Consider the following 14,406-nt stretch of genomic DNA (forward strand, 5'->3'; position numbering starts at 1 on the left):
AGAGATGATACCTCTAAGGTATAGTGTTGAGGTCGCGAGAGGGTGATGCAGGCATTGCTGAGTGGGGCAGGTTTCCTGAGGTGTTGAGAAATTCTTAGCAATGGCCCCTTATTGAAAATGGTGCCTTGTAGAGCCATTCAGGCGAGCGATCAGGAAAGTAATTGCATCGTGGACATGGGGCGATTCGTCATTATCTCGATGAGAGATAATTAAAGGCGCTGTAATACTGACATCCGCCAGAGGTCGGTAGGCGATATCTTCCCGGCGCAGCACCATTACGGATTCGGGAACCAGGACGACCCCCATTCCTGCGGCCGCAAACCCAATGGCAGATTGTAGCCCGTTGGTTTCAAAGGTTTGCTTGACCGCAAGGCCTCGCACCTGAAATTGCCGCACGATATGATCCGCAAAACTCGGTCTTGGTGCAGAGGGATAAAGAATCAATGTCTCTTCTAAAACCTGCTCTAATTGTATAGCTTTGCATTGGGTGAGCCGGTGAGAAGCGGAGCTTGCCAATACCAGTTTTTCTTCATATGCAAGAATGTTCTTGATGTTTTCATCGTTGATGGCTAGGCGACCAATGCCGATATCAATTTTACCGCTCTTTAAAGATTCCGCCTGTTGCATGGACATCTGTTCCAACAGTGCAATTTCTGTATTTTTATGCTGTTCTCGCCAGAATTGAATCGCGCTGGGAATTTCGCTGTAGAGAATACTGGGAACAAAACCAATACCCAACCAGCGTTTATGGCCCGTTGCTATGCGCTGGGTGGCGCGGGCGACTTCATCGACTTTGGCGAGAATTTGATTGGCCTGATCCTGTAAAAATGAACCTGCTGCGGTGAGTTTCATAGGTCTCGAGCTGCGATCGATCAGCAAGACACCCAGCTCTTCTTCGAGGTTTTGTATCTGCCGCGATAATGGCGGCTGAGCAATATGGAGTTCTTCTGCGGCGCGACTGAAATTTAACGTACGGGCGACGGCCTCGAAGTACCTGAGCTGCCTCAACTCCATGCAGTATACCTCGCAGGTATAGTTGAAAAGGGCGTCCATCGTAGACTCAGAAAGGGGGCGATGGCAAACGATCTGGGGTCGTTAGTGCACAATCGTAACAGACAGTTTGCTGTTATTGAGGTGTTTGCTGGAAAGTCGCAATGTCAGTGATGATTGGTATCGATCAGCCGATGTCTGCGCCCGCTAATTCCAATAGCGAATGCAACAGTACGGTACAGCCTTTCTCGACATCGGGCCAATGGGACCACTCATCCGGTGCGTGGCTGACGCCTTTGACGCTGGGGATAAATATCATTCCCGAAGGCGTCAGGTTGGCGAAAAACTGGGCATCGTGACCGGCACCACTGGGCATAATCTCGTAACTGTAACCGAGCTTTTTCGTCTGTCTTTCGATGGTACTCATGACTTCCTGGGACATATCCTTCGGAGCCAGCCAGCTCATCTGCTCGTATTCAAACATCAAACCGTGGGAGCGGGCGATTGCCGACAGTGCTTTGCGGCAACTGTCCGCCAGATCCTTCATCACATCTTCACTCATGTCCCGGCCTACCAGCGTGAATTCTACTTCACCGGGGACCGTGTGGGCATAACCAGGTTTGAGTTCGACACGGCCGATTGTTAAGCGGGATTTGTCGGTGCCGTTCTCGGCAATAATACGTTTGATTTCGTGAGCGAAATCGGCCACCCCCATAAACGCATCACTACGCAAATCCATAGGCGCTGTGCCCGCGTGATCGGCTTTACCGATTAGTTTTACCAGCCACTTATAAACGCCAGAAATACCTTCCACCACGCCGATGGTTTTGTTGATGGATTCCAGCACCGGTCCCTGCTCAATGTGCAATTCAATAAACGCACGCATGGATTCGGGGGCGCGAAACGCATTCAGAGCCTGGCGGTAATCGAGGTCACAATCGGCCATGGCTTTTGTCAGTTTTTCACCGCTGGGGTCGCGGGCGTTTTCCAGCCAATCCAGGGTTAGACTTCCGGTTAAGGCTTGCGCACCCAGCATACCGCCAAAACGACCTTCTTCTTCGCTGGTGGCAATAATTTCAATGGGCGCGGTGAGCTTGATGCCCTGTTGTTTGATGATGCGAATACATTCAATGCCTGCGACTACACCGAGTACGCCGTCAAAAATCCCCCCGGCAGGAACACTGTCGAGGTGGGACGCTACGATAACGGCGGGCTTGTCCGTCATTTCTGGATCTGGGCAGTAACGACCGCAGACATTGCCCGCGCCGTCGATACGTGCTTCCAGTCCCAGTTCACGAAAATAGTTTAGTAACCACTGGCGGCTATCCCAATCGGCTTTGCTGAAACCCTGACGGTAGACCCCGCGCTCGCCTGGGCGTGCGCCGAATTCCGCTATGCGGTAGATATCCTTTTCGATACGGTCCACATCAATCGACAGGGTGTTCATAGTGACTCCGCGAGGTTCATTGGCTCAGTTGTTGTGAATGTCTCTAGGCTTGCCAGCCCAGTTCCGCTGCTTTTTGGGCTGCGAGCGCGGGCACATTCTGGGCAACAAAGTGATGATGCAACAGTTGTACACCCAGGGTGTGATTTAGCACAGCATCCATTTGTACTTTCTCGGACTGGTCGACGCTTGGGTCGTCGTGGCGATTGATCATGGCCTGGATGGCGTTGTAGTCGAGCAGGCCAGCCGATTCAACTTTTTCCTTGTTCGCATAGGTGTCAAACAGCGCCAGGAAGGAGCGCCACTTCTTATCATCGGTATAGGCGGGAGGCGCCATAAACGCAAACTTCTGCCGTTTGTAGAGAGTTTCTGGTAACAACCCCTTCATCGCTTCGCGCAAAACGTATTTTTCCGTGGCACCTTTAATGCGCATTTGTGGTGGCACATGGGTGGCGAAGCGGGCCAGGTGATGATCCAGGAAGGCGGGTCTGGCTTCCATGGAATTGGCCATGTCGACGCGATCACCACCCCAGGTCAGGATCTGACCTTCGAGCATGGTTTTAATCCACACGTACTGGGCTTTATCCAGTGGGTGACGACCTTCGAGCTGACTCTTGTCAAAGGTGGCGGCGATGGCGGCACCGGCGTCATAGTCTTTCAGGTGTTCGCGCCATTCGGGTTGCATCAAAGGCATCGCTGAATTGTGGCAGTGGAGCCAGTTTTGCAAACAGCTGGGGGTGAAGCCGACGGTTTGGTTCATGGCGTCAGAAACGAATTCTTCCCGTGGCAGCATGGCGCCCTTGAACAAACTGTTGTTGGCTTCAAGGCTGGCCTGCCACTCTTTGCGAAGAGCCGATGGCAGGTCATTAATGCCGTAGAGGAACATGTCTTTGCGGAAGGCAGGGTAGCCGCCGAAGAGCTCATCGGATCCTTCGCCTGTCAGTACCACTTTGTAGCCATTGGCGTGCACTGTTTCACTCATCAGCAGTTTGGCGACGGCTAATGTGTTGTAGATGGTGCGCTCGGTGTGCCAGATGGTGCGGGTAAAGTTGTCGTAGAGGTGGTCGGCATTCAAATTGAGAACGATCTGATCGGCACCGGTCATCTCCGCCATTTCTCGGGCGATCGGCGTTTCATCGTAATCGGTGCTGTCAAAACCAATGGTAAAGGCTTTGACAGGGTCCTGCCGAACGGCGGCAGACAAACCGAGGATCGCACAGGAGTCAATGCCGCCAGACAAGTAGCAACCAACAGGAACATCGGCTTGCAGGCGCAGGTGAACGGCTTCCAGTAACTTTTCTCTGACGCCGTCAATGTAGTACTGCTCGTCGTGGTGATTAACGTGTTCACCGGCAACAGGAAAGTCCATGTCCCAATATTTGTGGGTGGTGACTTTCAGTTCGTCGTTAACCCGGCGAATTTTGACCACATGCCCAGGTAATACCTGATGAATTCCTTCAAATGCCGTGGTGCCGGGCACCATGACCTGAATTAACTGGTGGTAGGTGCTGGTGGCAGACAGTTTGCGCTTAACCGATGGATGGGCGAACAGCACCTTGAGCTCGGAGCCGTAGACAATCCCGTCTTCCGTTTCTGTCCAGTAGAGTGGTTTGATACCAAAACGGTCTCGTACCAGATACAGGCTATCCTCACCGCGGTCGTAGAGGCCAAACGCGAATTCGCCGCGCAAGTATTCGAGCGTCTTTTCCAGGCCATAGCGGGGGTAGAGGTGCAGAATAATTTCTGAATCGCTCTTGCTGCTGAAACGTTCACCCTCGGCTGTAAGACGCGCTCGAATTCTCTGGAAATCGTAGAATTCGCCATTGTGCACCAGGGCATAATCGCCTTCTGGCGTCACTTTGGGTTGGCGGCCACGCTCTTCATTGAGGTCGATAATACTCAAGCGGGCATGACACATGCCCATGCCCAGTCCCTCGGGATTGTAATAACCAAAGTTATCTGGGCCGCGGTGATATTGAATCGCCGCCATGTTCACCAGCAGTTGGCTGTCGATAGGTTGCAGTCGGTTGCGGTGGAAAATTCCGCCGATACCACACATAGAGAACTCCTGAAGTAGGCGCCGACGCGAAAACAGAATCGCGTCAGCGGAAAAAACGAGATATGCCGAGTGTGTTTAAACGACGTCCATGACCCGTTCGGCACGTTGCGACAGGCACGTCAGCAGTGCCATGCGAAGAAATACCGCCCCTCGTGCCTGTGAGAAATACCAGTTGTGGTGGGTTTCATCCAACTCACGGCTCAGTTCGTCGCCGCGCGCCAGGGGGTGCAAGATAATGGCATTTTCTTTCAGTGGTGATGCTTTGTTGAGTACGAACTTCTCGCCATAGGATTCATAGGTGTTGCCCACCCAGGCGATGGCGTTGATGTACACCACGTCCAGCTCTGGAAGCACGTTTTCCATGGACGATCCCATACTGATTTTGAGGCCGGCTTGTTCCAGTTCCTCGCGCTGCCCTTCATCAAAACAGGCATCTTCAGCACCATCGTGTACGATCACGACTTCACTAAAAGCATCCGGAAAAATGGCGATCATTTTCAGCAGGCTGCGTACGGTACGCATACGGCTAGGAATACCAATGATGCCGATTTTGACCGAGCAATCGGGGTCGGTGATCAGCTCTGGCCGCCACTTAAACACCGCATAAAGATCCGCCAGAGCCTGAGTCGGATGCTCGTCGATACCGTTGCCCGCATTAATAATTGGAATGCGTAACGCTTCGACCATTTCATGTATGGATTGCTCGTGAGTATCCCGCAATACCACGCAGTCGCCGTAGTTGTTGAACATTTCGGCAACGTCTTGCAGGCGCTCGCCTTTGGCGATACCTGTCGTCGATCGATCGGTGATGGACATGATGTTGCCACCCAGCCGGTGCCAGGCGCTCTCGAAAGAAAGGCGCGTGCGCGTGCTGGGCTCGTAGAAAGCACTGATCAGTATCTTGCCTTTCAGCGGAGAGCTGTAACGATCTGGATTACTTTCATATTTTGCCGCCAGTCGGAACAGTTGCAGCACCTGATCGCGATCAAACTGATTGCAGGACACCACATGTTGCGATGTCAGTGGTTTCAGCAGATCGCCATCTTCGTGGATCGCCTTGAGTAGCGCCTTTGGATGGGCATCGCCATAGACATCCGGCTTTTTGCGATCGAAAACCAGTTTTTCAGCGGGTTTCTTTTGATTAGTCACCACAGTTTCCCTTTCGTATAGTCGTGGATTAACAGTCCAACCAGAACGCAGGGTGATACGCAGGTTATCGCCATTGCGATGTATATCAGTCCTTGAAACCAGGCCAGATCAAGCTGCATCTTTGCTCTCCGGTGTTGATAGAGCGCGCCAGTCAAAGCGCGCATCCTTCTTCAGCAGACCAATACCGCATACCGCAAAGGAGACCAGGCAAGAGGCTAGGGCTGCGACATAGAAGCCAATCGCAAAATAGGCGATCAGGCCACATAGAGTTCCGGCTGCCATGGCAGCTGCGGCATAGCGCCCGCAGAGGCGCGTGTGAAATAGGCCGAGGGCGATCGGCCAGATGGTGCTGGCGACAAAAGCACCGGTCAGATTAAGCAGGGCGCCGAGCGTGGCTACGCGAGGCAGGCACAACAGCCAGGTGAATAAACCCAGCAGGATGATGGTGCGGCGTCCAACGCGCATCAGCTTTTCCCGATCGACCTTGGGGTTGATCATGCCGCGGTAGATGTCTTCGGTGAGCAGGTCGCTGGTGGCGGCCAGCAAAGAATCCAGGCTCGACGCCAACGCGGCGAAGACAACGACAAACACGACAATGGCGCCGATGCCCCCCAACAAATGAGCGGCAACCATCGGGCCGATCATGTCGGGGCTCGGAGGGAAGATGCCCAACGAGGGCGCAGCCAGTGCGATAAATCCCGTTACGATTGGAATTGGAAACCACAGGAGTCCTGCCAGCAGATAGGCTTTTTTGCCGATACCCTCGCGAAACGCGAAGGCGCGCGACCACCAGACATTGGAGTGGAAGATTTCCCCGAGGCCAAAGAATATATTGTTGAAGAGAAACATGATGGCTGCGGGGAAAAGCAGGTTCAGCAACTGGGGTTGTGTCTGGGCAACTTGATCGTAAATCGGCTCGAGGCCGACCTCTTGCAGGCAGACATAGCCAATTCCCAGTACTCCCAGCAGAATGATTAATGTTTGAATATAGTCGGTTGCGATGACAGCTTTAAGACCGCCAAACAAAGTATAGGCGATACAAATCACTAGGATAGCTGACATGCCGACGGCGTAGGGCAGACCGCTGAGGGAGTTCAGTAGAATGCCGCCTGCCATGCCGAGACTGACCAGCCAGCCGAGGGCATAGAAAAATGAAACGATCAGAAACACAACCCATGCGGCGCGGCCAAAACGCATGCGGATAAAGTCTCCGCAGGTGAACCCTTGCGGCATCAGCGCTTTGATGCGTTGGGCCATGGGAGCAAACAGAATGAGGCCGAGAGCAGCCATGGAATAGCCGAGCATACCCCAGATGCCGAATTGATAGGTCAATTGCGGGGCGACCAAAGTCGTGTTGCTTGTTATCCAGGTTGCCATCGCCGTTGCTGACGCCAGCGCCATGCCGACACTGCGGCCAGCCAGCATAAAGTCGTCAGCGGTGCGGTTGCTGCGGCCAAGCCACCAGCCGAAAACGACCCATAGCACGCCGAAGAGCAACAGGATGACCAGTGCCGTCGGAATAGATATTTGAACCAAGTTAGCGTCCGTAGCCGAAGCGGTTATCGTTATTTTTTGCGTTCAGGTGGGCGATGGTTGCGATCAGAGCGGTAAACAACAATGCGCCGATCCCGAACAGTGTCCAGGCGAGAAGCAGACTACGATGTGCCACGCGAAATTCTACTGTGGCACTTTGAGGATGTCCTGCGTCGTTGACCAGGCGAGCATAGTAGGAGCCGTCACCGAGTCCGCTGATGCTGACCTTATTTTGATTGGCCAGGGGATAGCGCTGCACCGCTTCGCTGAAATCGGTGTCACTGGCAATTTCTAATAGCAGTTTGCTGTCGCCTTTTGTGGTTTTGTCCCAATTAAATGAGAGATAACCTTCCGTTGCAACGTCACTGCTTGCCGTCAACGTCAGTGGCAATGCCGCCCAGGTGCCAGCGCTGAATAAGATCAGCTGGACCATGAGTAGCAACGACGTTGTTCGGTGCGCCATACGCCCGCCCCAAGTCATAAGTGAGGCATCACTTTACTATTCCTAACTCGCGTTATCAAATACGTCTCCTTTAAAGCCTGCTGTGTAATCTAACGATACGAAAACGCTCACGCCTCTTATAATTAGTCTTTAAAGCAGATTTTGGATTTACTGAGCAGGCACTTTCTTGACCTGGCCTGAGGGAACTGGGAGACTGATACTGGATGAAACAACAGTGGCAAGTAGGAGGCGGGGTTGGCGCTGATTTTGGGCATTGATCCCGGCTCCCGAAAAACCGGCTTTGGTCTTATCAATAGTGATGGCCACCGCCATGGTTATGTGGCCAGTGGCATTATTCGTATACCGCCAACGGAATTACCGGCGCGGTTGAAAGTCATCTTTGAGTCGGTTGGTGAGTTGATCGATGAATACCAGCCTCAGCAGATGGCGATCGAACAGGTGTTTATCTCTCGCGGCCCCATGTCGGCCTTAAAGTTGGGGCAGGCACGTGGGGCGGCCATTGTGGCTGGCGTGTCGCGCTCACTCGACGTCTTTGAATACGAAGCGCGTAAAATAAAACAGTCGGTCGTGGGGCACGGTGGTGCCGACAAAGGGCAGATGCAGGCGATGGTTAAGCACTTGTTGAAGCTGCCTGCAGAGCCTCCCGCTGACGCAGCTGACGCCCTGGGTGTTGCCCTTTGCCACGCCAATTCTCAACAACAATTTGAACGTATTGCCAGTGCGACTCGCTTTCGGCGCGGTCGCCTAGTGTAAATTTTATGGGGTTTGTGAGGGGAGCTATAACATTTTGAAACATGCCTATTTTCGATTGGAGATCTGCCGATGATTGGCCGTTTGCACGGCAAGCTGCTGGAAGTGCATATCCCCGAAGTTCTGCTCGATGTGAATGGCGTTGGCTATGAAGTGCTGGTGCCGATGACCACTCTTTATCAGTTGCCCATCGCTGGCAACGATACCACGCTCTATACACATTTGGCGGTTTCAGAAACCGCGCAGACCCTCTACGGCTTTCACACCCGTGAAATTCGAGAGTTATTTCGCACGCTGATTCGCATTAACGGGGTTGGGCCGAAGCTTGGTCTGGCGATTCTCTCTGGACTCGATGCACAGCAACTGGTCGACTGTGTTCAAAACAATCGTATTGCGGTGCTGACCAAGGTTCCTGGCGTGGGGAAAAAGACCGCAGAGCGATTGCTGATCGAACTGCGTGACAAATTTGAAAAAATGGATGCGCTGGCAACGGCAGATGCCGATGCCGCTCCGGTTGCAGGAAATCCCGCGGTAGTGAATCGGCGCGATATTATTGCTGAGGCAGAGGCTGCGTTGGTGGGGTTGGGATATAAACCGGTTGAAGCCTCGCGTGCGGTGGCAGCGGTTCTCGACGAGCATGACTGTGAGCGCAGCGAAGAACTGCTGCGCCTTGCCCTCAAGAGCTTGATGCCTGTTTAACTTCACTGATAGAGACTGTGAATAATGATCGAAAAAGACAGCTTTGTAGTCAGTGAGCGCCTGATTACTGGTGAAGTGCAGGGGCGCGAAGATCAGCAGGATCGAGCGGTTCGTCCCCAGAAGTTGACAGATTATGTCGGTCAGCCTGCTGTTAGAGAGCAGATGGAGATCTTTATCAGTGCCGCCCGTGGTCGAGGTGAAACCTTGGATCACACTCTGGTCTTTGGGCCTCCCGGTCTTGGTAAAACCACGCTGGCAAATATCATCGCGAACGAAATGGGGGCCAATCTTAAATCGACGTCTGGACCAGTACTGGAAAAGGCCGGTGATCTCGCCGCGTTGATGACCAATCTGGAAGCGGGCGATGTCTTGTTCATTGATGAGATTCACCGGTTGAACCCCAGCGTTGAAGAGATTCTCTATCCCGCGATGGAAGACTTTCAGCTCGACATTATGATTGGGGAGGGGCCAGCGGCTCGCTCCATCAAGCTGGATCTGCCTCCGTTCACGCTGGTTGGTGCAACCACGCGGGCAGGGCTGTTGACATCACCTTTGCGTGACAGATTCGGCATTGTTCAGCGGCTCGAATTCTATTCCGTTGCCGATCTTGCCCACATTGTGTCGCGTTCTGCACGCCTGATGCATATTGCGATGGAGTCTGAAGGCGCCCATGAGGTGGCGCGTCGCTCGCGGGGGACGCCGCGTATCGCCAACAGGCTGTTGCGCCGAGTGCGTGATTATGCCGAAGTAAAAGCCAATGGTGTCGTAGACAGTCAGACAGCTTCGAAGGCGTTGGATATGCTCAACGTAGATCAGTGTGGTTTTGATCATATGGATAGACGCCTGTTGCTGGCCATTATCGAAAAATTTGGTGGCGGGCCAGTAGGGGTGGACAGTCTGGCGGCGGCGATCAGCGAAGAGCGGGATACCATCGAAGATGTTCTAGAACCGTTTCTGATCCAGCAGGGCTATGTCGCTCGAACGCCCCGGGGACGCACCGTGACCGACCTTGCCTACACCCATTTTGGCCTTCCTCGAAGTGGCAGTCAGTAGGCGACCTCATTGGTGAGTTCAAAGGAGTGCAGGTAGAGTTTGCCTCTGTGCTGGCTTGCATCCATCTTGATCCTTGACAGAGAATTGCCCCTCTTAAAATGAACTGCTGGAGCCTGTGACCAGTCTGCAGTGGGTGGACGTGCCTTTCAGGAAGTATTTCTATGGAACAATTCCAATTGCCGGTTCGTGTCTATATTGAGGATACAGATGCCGGAGGAATCGTCTATTATGTAAATTATTTGAAGTTTATGGAGCGCGCACGCACAGAGTTTATGCGTAAGCTTGGCTTTGATAAGCCGGCGCTGCTGGACGGTGCCATGTTGGTGGTTCACTCGGCGAATGTCCGTTATCTGCAACCGGCAAGGCTGGACGATGCGCTGCTTGTGAGCGCCGACGTACTGCGACTGGCGCGGTCTTATTTGGTATTTTCCCAGTGTGTGATACGCGCAGGGGAACCCATTTGTGAGGGGGAAATCAAAGTGGCTTGTGTTGAACGTACAACCATGAAACCGATGGCCATGCCGCCCGCCGTATACCGGGCGATCAAATCGACGCTGAAAAATTAATCGGCATCTGAGGATCGCTCCGTGTCAGTCAGAGCCAGTGACTGCCCAGGTAAATACGCTTGTCATCCCATGGGCATAAACTCCAGCGATTAAATGTGTTATTTTTCGGGACCTTGCGTTTCAGTTAAGGTCGTCGTCGCTAGAAAGCTTCATATGTGACGCAACCCGTGAAACCCAACCTCGGTAATTCAGTTGCCTGAAATTTTCAGGTCGAAACAATAAGGAATGTATCTCAATGGCAGAATCTGAATCCCTGTCGATTATCAGCCTGATTATGAATGCCAGTTTGCTGGTGCAAGCGGTCATGGCCATTCTGTTTCTGGCATCAGTGATTTCCTGGGTGATGATTTTGCAGCGGGGCATCTATCAGCGCCGGGCAGCATCCTTATTTAAGCAGTTCGAAGAGACTTTCTGGTCGGGCATTGACCTCAACCAATTGTATCGACAGGGGAGCAGTGAAACCGTTGATGGTGTTGAGAACATCTTCCGTGCGGGCTTCAAAGAATTTAATCGCTTGCGTCAGCAGGGGGGTGTCGATCCCGAAGCCATTATGGAAGGTACTGAGCGCTCAATGCGTGTCGCCATGTCGCGGGAAGAGGATAAGCTCGAAGCCAACCTTTCGTTCCTCGCCAGCGTCGCCTCGGTCAGTCCCTACATCGGTCTGTTTGGAACGGTTTGGGGGATCATGTCGTCATTTCGCGGCTTGGCGAATGTGCATCAGGCCACGCTTGCGACCGTAGCACCCGGTATTTCTGAGGCCCTGGTCGCCACGGCTATGGGACTGTTTGCAGCAATTCCCGCAGTACTGGCTTACAACCGCTTTTCTGCAAGGGCGGAGTCTCTGGTCAATCGTTACGCGACCTTTGCGGAAGAGTTTTCTTCGATTCTGCATCGTCAAGCCTACAGCAAAGGCAAGTAAGTTGGGTGACCTTCACGTGAGTATCCATGTTTTGAGCGGGCAGGTGTGTCATGGCTGAATCATCTTTCCGTCGTAAAATCAAAAAGAAACCCATGGCCGAAATCAACGTCGTGCCTTATATCGACGTGATGTTGGTGTTGCTGATTGTCTTTATGGTGACCGCGCCTCTGCTGATGCAGGGGGTCAAGGTGGAGCTGCCCGACGCACCTTCGGAGCCGATGGAAGATTCCGAAGATGAGCCGCTGATCGTCTCTGTCGATAAATCCGGGCAGTACTATTTGAACATCGGCCAGGATGAAAAAGCACCTCGACCGCTTACTGACATTACCGAAGCCGTGACAAAAATTTTGCGTCAAAAGCCTTCCACAACCGTACTTGTCTGGGGCGATGAAGCTGTCGAGTACGGTGTTGTGGTGAGTTTGATGACGGCGTTACAGGGTGCGGGCGCCCAATCGGTCGGAATGGTGACCGAGCCACCAGAGATTCAGTAATGGCGGGTGGCCCCTTGTTTTCCCCAGAAAGTTATACTCTGCCAGGGGTTGTCAGTATCCTCTTGCACGGCCTGTTGGTGGTGTTTGTGCTGTGGGGGTGGGAGTCTCAACCGGAGCCCAGGCAGCGGGTAACACCGAACTTTATTGAAGCCAAGCTAGTGACGTTGCAGCCGGAAGCGCCACCAGAACCCAAGGCAAAACCGCAGCCCAAGGTGATCGATGTGCAGGCGCAGCGCCGCGAGCAAGAGCGTCAAGCTGCCGAGGCGGAGCGTCAACGTCAAGCTGCGGCGAAGCGCAAGGCAGAGGCCGATGCTAAGGCAAAAGCCGAGGCTGAAAAGAAGCGCAAGGCGGAAGAGCAGCGTAAACAAGAGGAAGCGCGTCAGGAAGCCGAGCGCCAAGAGGCTGAACGTCGCGAGCAGGAGCGCCAGGAACAGGAGCGCCGGCGCCAGGAGGAGCAGCGCCGACAGGAGGCTGCTATGGCCGATGCTCTGGCCGCTGAGCAAGCCGAGCTGCAGGCGATAGAGTCAGAAGCCACGGCTCAAAGCTACACCGCGCAAATGGCTCAGCGTATCGAGCAAAATTGGAGTCGGCCGCCATCGGCGCGCATGGGGATGACCTGCGAATTGCAGATTCAGTTGATTCCCACCGGCGAAGTGATCAATGTAACGGTGGTGCGCAGCAGTGGTAATGCGGCCTTTGATCGCTCTGCAGAATCGGCCGTACGCAAAGTAGGTAAATTCGATTCTCTGCGGGATGTCCCGCCAGAAATTTTTGAACAGTATTTTCGCCAGGTGACACTGGTGTTTAATCCTCGGGATTTGCGTCAGTAAATGCGGCCGGTGTGTATTTTAAGGCGTGATCCCCGTGAATAATTGGACAATCCAGACATTATGATTTTTCAGCGTCTATCTTTGTTATTGGTTTTCTTGTGCTGCGCGTCTCTGGCGCGAGCAGAACTCACCATTGAAATTACCCAGGGGGTGGATAACCCGACGGTCGTTGCTGTGTCGCCGATGGGCTGGAGTGGTCCGGCACTACCAGAAGACGTCAGCAACATTATCCAAGAGGATTTGCGGCGCAGTGGTCAGTTTCGCCCGATCCCCCAAAGCGACATGCTGTCATTGCCGCAAACTGGAGACGAAGTTTCCTTCCGCGATTGGGTCGTTCTTGGGACTGATTATTTGGTCATCGGCAAGATGACGAAAGGGGAAAACAATCGGTTAACATTGGACTTCGAACTCTATGACGTTCCCTCCCAGCGTAAAGTCTTCAAGCGTCGAGTCAGTGGCGGCGAAACCCAGCTGCGAGATATGGCCCACTATGTCAGCGATGCTGTCTATGAAGCTGTGACGAATATTCGCGGTGCCTTTTCTACCAAAATTATTTACGTTGAAGCTTTTGGCAATGAACGTTATCGCCTGATGATGGCCGATGCCGATGGTGCGCGCGAAAAACAACTGCTGGAATCCAAGCAGCCCATCATGTCTCCCGCTTGGTCACCCGATGGCAAAGAAGTCGCTTACGTGTCCTTTGAAACATCGCGTCCGGCAATTTTTCGTCAGGTGATCGCCACTGGTGAACGTGAACAGCTAACCGATTTTCGCGGATTAAACGGCGCGCCGACCTGGTCGCCAGACGGCAAGAAGCTGGCGATGGTGTTGTCGAAAGACGGCAATCCGGAGATCTATACCCTCGATATTGCCAGTAAGCAGTTCACCCGAATTACGCGGCACTTTGCTATTGATACTGAACCCAGCTGGACCAATGATGGTGAAAACATCATTTTTACCTCCGACCGGGGCGGCAAGCCGCAGATCTATCAGGTTAATGTCGACAGTCAGCGCTTGGAGCGTTTGACCTTTGAAGGTGATTATAATGCTCGGGCGCGCCTCTCCGCAGACGGCGAAACCCTGGTTATGGTTCACCGTCGCAACGGGATCTTTCATATCGCGACCCAAAATCTTAAGAATGGGGACATTCGTATTTTGACGGAAACCAGCTTGGATGAGTCTCCGTCTTTAGCACCCAATGGCGCTATGTTGCTCTACGCCACCAAATACCAACAGAAGGGCATTCTTGCTGCCGTTTCCCTTGATGCTGGAGTGAAATATCGTCTGCCATCGAAAGAGGGCGACGTGCGCGAGCCCAGTTGGTCACCCTATTTTTAGAACTTTTCGGTAAAATGCTGGGAAACCATAGCGTTATATCCTATAAAGAGTGTCAGAAAACCGGGAGATGCCACGTATGGCTCGCCGGTGTCTGTCGAAGCGCCACCCAATTGAACCCTTAG

Annotated in this window: 14 protein-coding genes; 8 read left to right on the forward strand and 6 right to left on the reverse strand. The window is 53.2% G+C overall.

The genetic code is table 11. From position 1 onward, the window contains the following. Nucleotides 1-108: 108 nt before the first annotated feature. From ACXAFR_RS19955 to ACXAFR_RS19980, 6 genes are all read right to left on the reverse strand, one after another. Entirely contained in the window at nt 109-1,014 is a 906-nt protein-coding gene (locus tag ACXAFR_RS19955) for a LysR family transcriptional regulator (RefSeq protein ID WP_475180076.1), read from the reverse strand. A gap of 163 nt (nt 1,015-1,177) precedes the next feature. Further along, nucleotides 1,178-2,437: an allantoate amidohydrolase gene (locus ACXAFR_RS19960; RefSeq protein ID WP_475180078.1), complete on the reverse strand. Its 1,260-nt coding sequence runs from the start codon at nt 2,435-2,437 to the stop codon at nt 1,178-1,180. 43 nt (nt 2,438-2,480) lie between these two features. Next, a complete protein-coding gene (asnB, locus tag ACXAFR_RS19965; protein WP_475180082.1) occupies nt 2,481-4,493 on the reverse strand; it encodes an asparagine synthase (glutamine-hydrolyzing) in 2,013 nt (670 codons plus the stop codon). A gap of 75 nt (nt 4,494-4,568) precedes the next feature. Continuing rightward, complete coding sequence (locus tag ACXAFR_RS19970) at nt 4,569-5,642, reverse strand: aspartate/ornithine carbamoyltransferase family protein (protein WP_475180084.1); 1,074 nt, start codon at nt 5,640-5,642, stop codon at nt 4,569-4,571. A 108-nt stretch (nt 5,643-5,750) separates the two neighbouring features. Then, entirely contained in the window at nt 5,751-7,178 is a 1,428-nt protein-coding gene (locus ACXAFR_RS19975) for a sodium:solute symporter family protein (RefSeq protein WP_475180086.1), read from the reverse strand. Nucleotide 7,179: 1 nt separating this feature from the next. Next, the gene (locus ACXAFR_RS19980; protein WP_475180088.1) at nt 7,180-7,638 is read right to left on the reverse strand and encodes a hypothetical protein; all 459 of its coding nucleotides are present in this window, start codon (nt 7,636-7,638) and stop codon (nt 7,180-7,182) included. Between the two features lie 234 nt (nt 7,639-7,872). On the opposite strand from ACXAFR_RS19980, the gene ruvC reads away from it, so the two are divergent. From ruvC to tolB, 8 genes are all read left to right on the forward strand, one after another. Continuing rightward, a complete protein-coding gene (gene ruvC / locus ACXAFR_RS19985) occupies nt 7,873-8,391 on the forward strand; it encodes a crossover junction endodeoxyribonuclease RuvC (protein WP_475180090.1) in 519 nt (172 codons plus the stop codon). Between the two features lie 69 nt (nt 8,392-8,460). Beyond that, entirely contained in the window at nt 8,461-9,087 is a 627-nt protein-coding gene (gene ruvA / locus ACXAFR_RS19990) for a Holliday junction branch migration protein RuvA (protein WP_475180091.1), read from the forward strand. 24 nt (nt 9,088-9,111) lie between these two features. Next, on the forward strand, nt 9,112-10,140 hold the full coding sequence (ruvB, locus tag ACXAFR_RS19995) for a Holliday junction branch migration DNA helicase RuvB (RefSeq protein ID WP_475180093.1): 1,029 nt from the start codon (nt 9,112-9,114) through the stop codon (nt 10,138-10,140). Nucleotides 10,141-10,301: 161 nt separating this feature from the next. After that, nucleotides 10,302-10,706, forward strand: coding sequence for a tol-pal system-associated acyl-CoA thioesterase (ybgC, locus tag ACXAFR_RS20000; RefSeq protein ID WP_475180096.1), 405 nt, complete (start codon nt 10,302-10,304; stop codon nt 10,704-10,706). 235 nt (nt 10,707-10,941) lie between these two features. Then, nucleotides 10,942-11,625: a protein TolQ gene (gene tolQ, locus ACXAFR_RS20005; RefSeq protein ID WP_475180099.1), complete on the forward strand. Its 684-nt coding sequence runs from the start codon at nt 10,942-10,944 to the stop codon at nt 11,623-11,625. Nucleotides 11,626-11,675: 50 nt separating this feature from the next. Continuing rightward, a complete protein-coding gene (gene tolR, locus ACXAFR_RS20010) occupies nt 11,676-12,116 on the forward strand; it encodes a protein TolR (RefSeq protein WP_475180100.1) in 441 nt (146 codons plus the stop codon). Continuing rightward, nucleotides 12,116-12,946 carry a cell envelope integrity protein TolA gene (gene tolA / locus ACXAFR_RS20015; RefSeq protein WP_475180103.1) on the forward strand — a complete coding sequence of 277 codons (831 nt, stop codon included), beginning with the start codon at nt 12,116-12,118 and terminating at the stop codon, nt 12,944-12,946. The genes tolR and tolA overlap by 1 nt, the downstream gene beginning before the upstream one ends. 63 nt (nt 12,947-13,009) lie before the next feature. Beyond that, on the forward strand, nt 13,010-14,284 hold the full coding sequence (gene tolB / locus ACXAFR_RS20020; RefSeq protein ID WP_475180149.1) for a Tol-Pal system beta propeller repeat protein TolB: 1,275 nt from the start codon (nt 13,010-13,012) through the stop codon (nt 14,282-14,284). Nucleotides 14,285-14,406 lie beyond the last annotated feature (122 nt).

This window comes from Pseudomaricurvus sp. ABR4_320 (assembly GCF_056159445.1).

Coding starts and splice junctions, on each gene's coding strand:
- ybgC (WP_475180096.1), top strand. CDS start 10,302: ATGGAACAATTCCAATTGCCGGTTCGTGTCTATATTGAGGATACAGAT.
- ACXAFR_RS19960 (WP_475180078.1), bottom strand. CDS start 2,437: ATGAACACCCTGTCGATTGATGTGGACCGTATCGAAAAGGATATCTAC.
- tolR (WP_475180100.1), top strand. CDS start 11,676: ATGGCTGAATCATCTTTCCGTCGTAAAATCAAAAAGAAACCCATGGCC.
- asnB (WP_475180082.1), bottom strand. CDS start 4,493: ATGTGTGGTATCGGCGGAATTTTCCACCGCAACCGACTGCAACCTATC.
- ACXAFR_RS19980 (WP_475180088.1), bottom strand. CDS start 7,638: ATGGCGCACCGAACAACGTCGTTGCTACTCATGGTCCAGCTGATCTTA.
- tolQ (WP_475180099.1), top strand. CDS start 10,942: ATGGCAGAATCTGAATCCCTGTCGATTATCAGCCTGATTATGAATGCC.
- tolA (WP_475180103.1), top strand. CDS start 12,116: ATGGCGGGTGGCCCCTTGTTTTCCCCAGAAAGTTATACTCTGCCAGGG.
- ACXAFR_RS19955 (WP_475180076.1), bottom strand. CDS start 1,014: ATGGAGTTGAGGCAGCTCAGGTACTTCGAGGCCGTCGCCCGTACGTTA.
- ruvB (WP_475180093.1), top strand. CDS start 9,112: ATGATCGAAAAAGACAGCTTTGTAGTCAGTGAGCGCCTGATTACTGGT.
- ruvA (WP_475180091.1), top strand. CDS start 8,461: ATGATTGGCCGTTTGCACGGCAAGCTGCTGGAAGTGCATATCCCCGAA.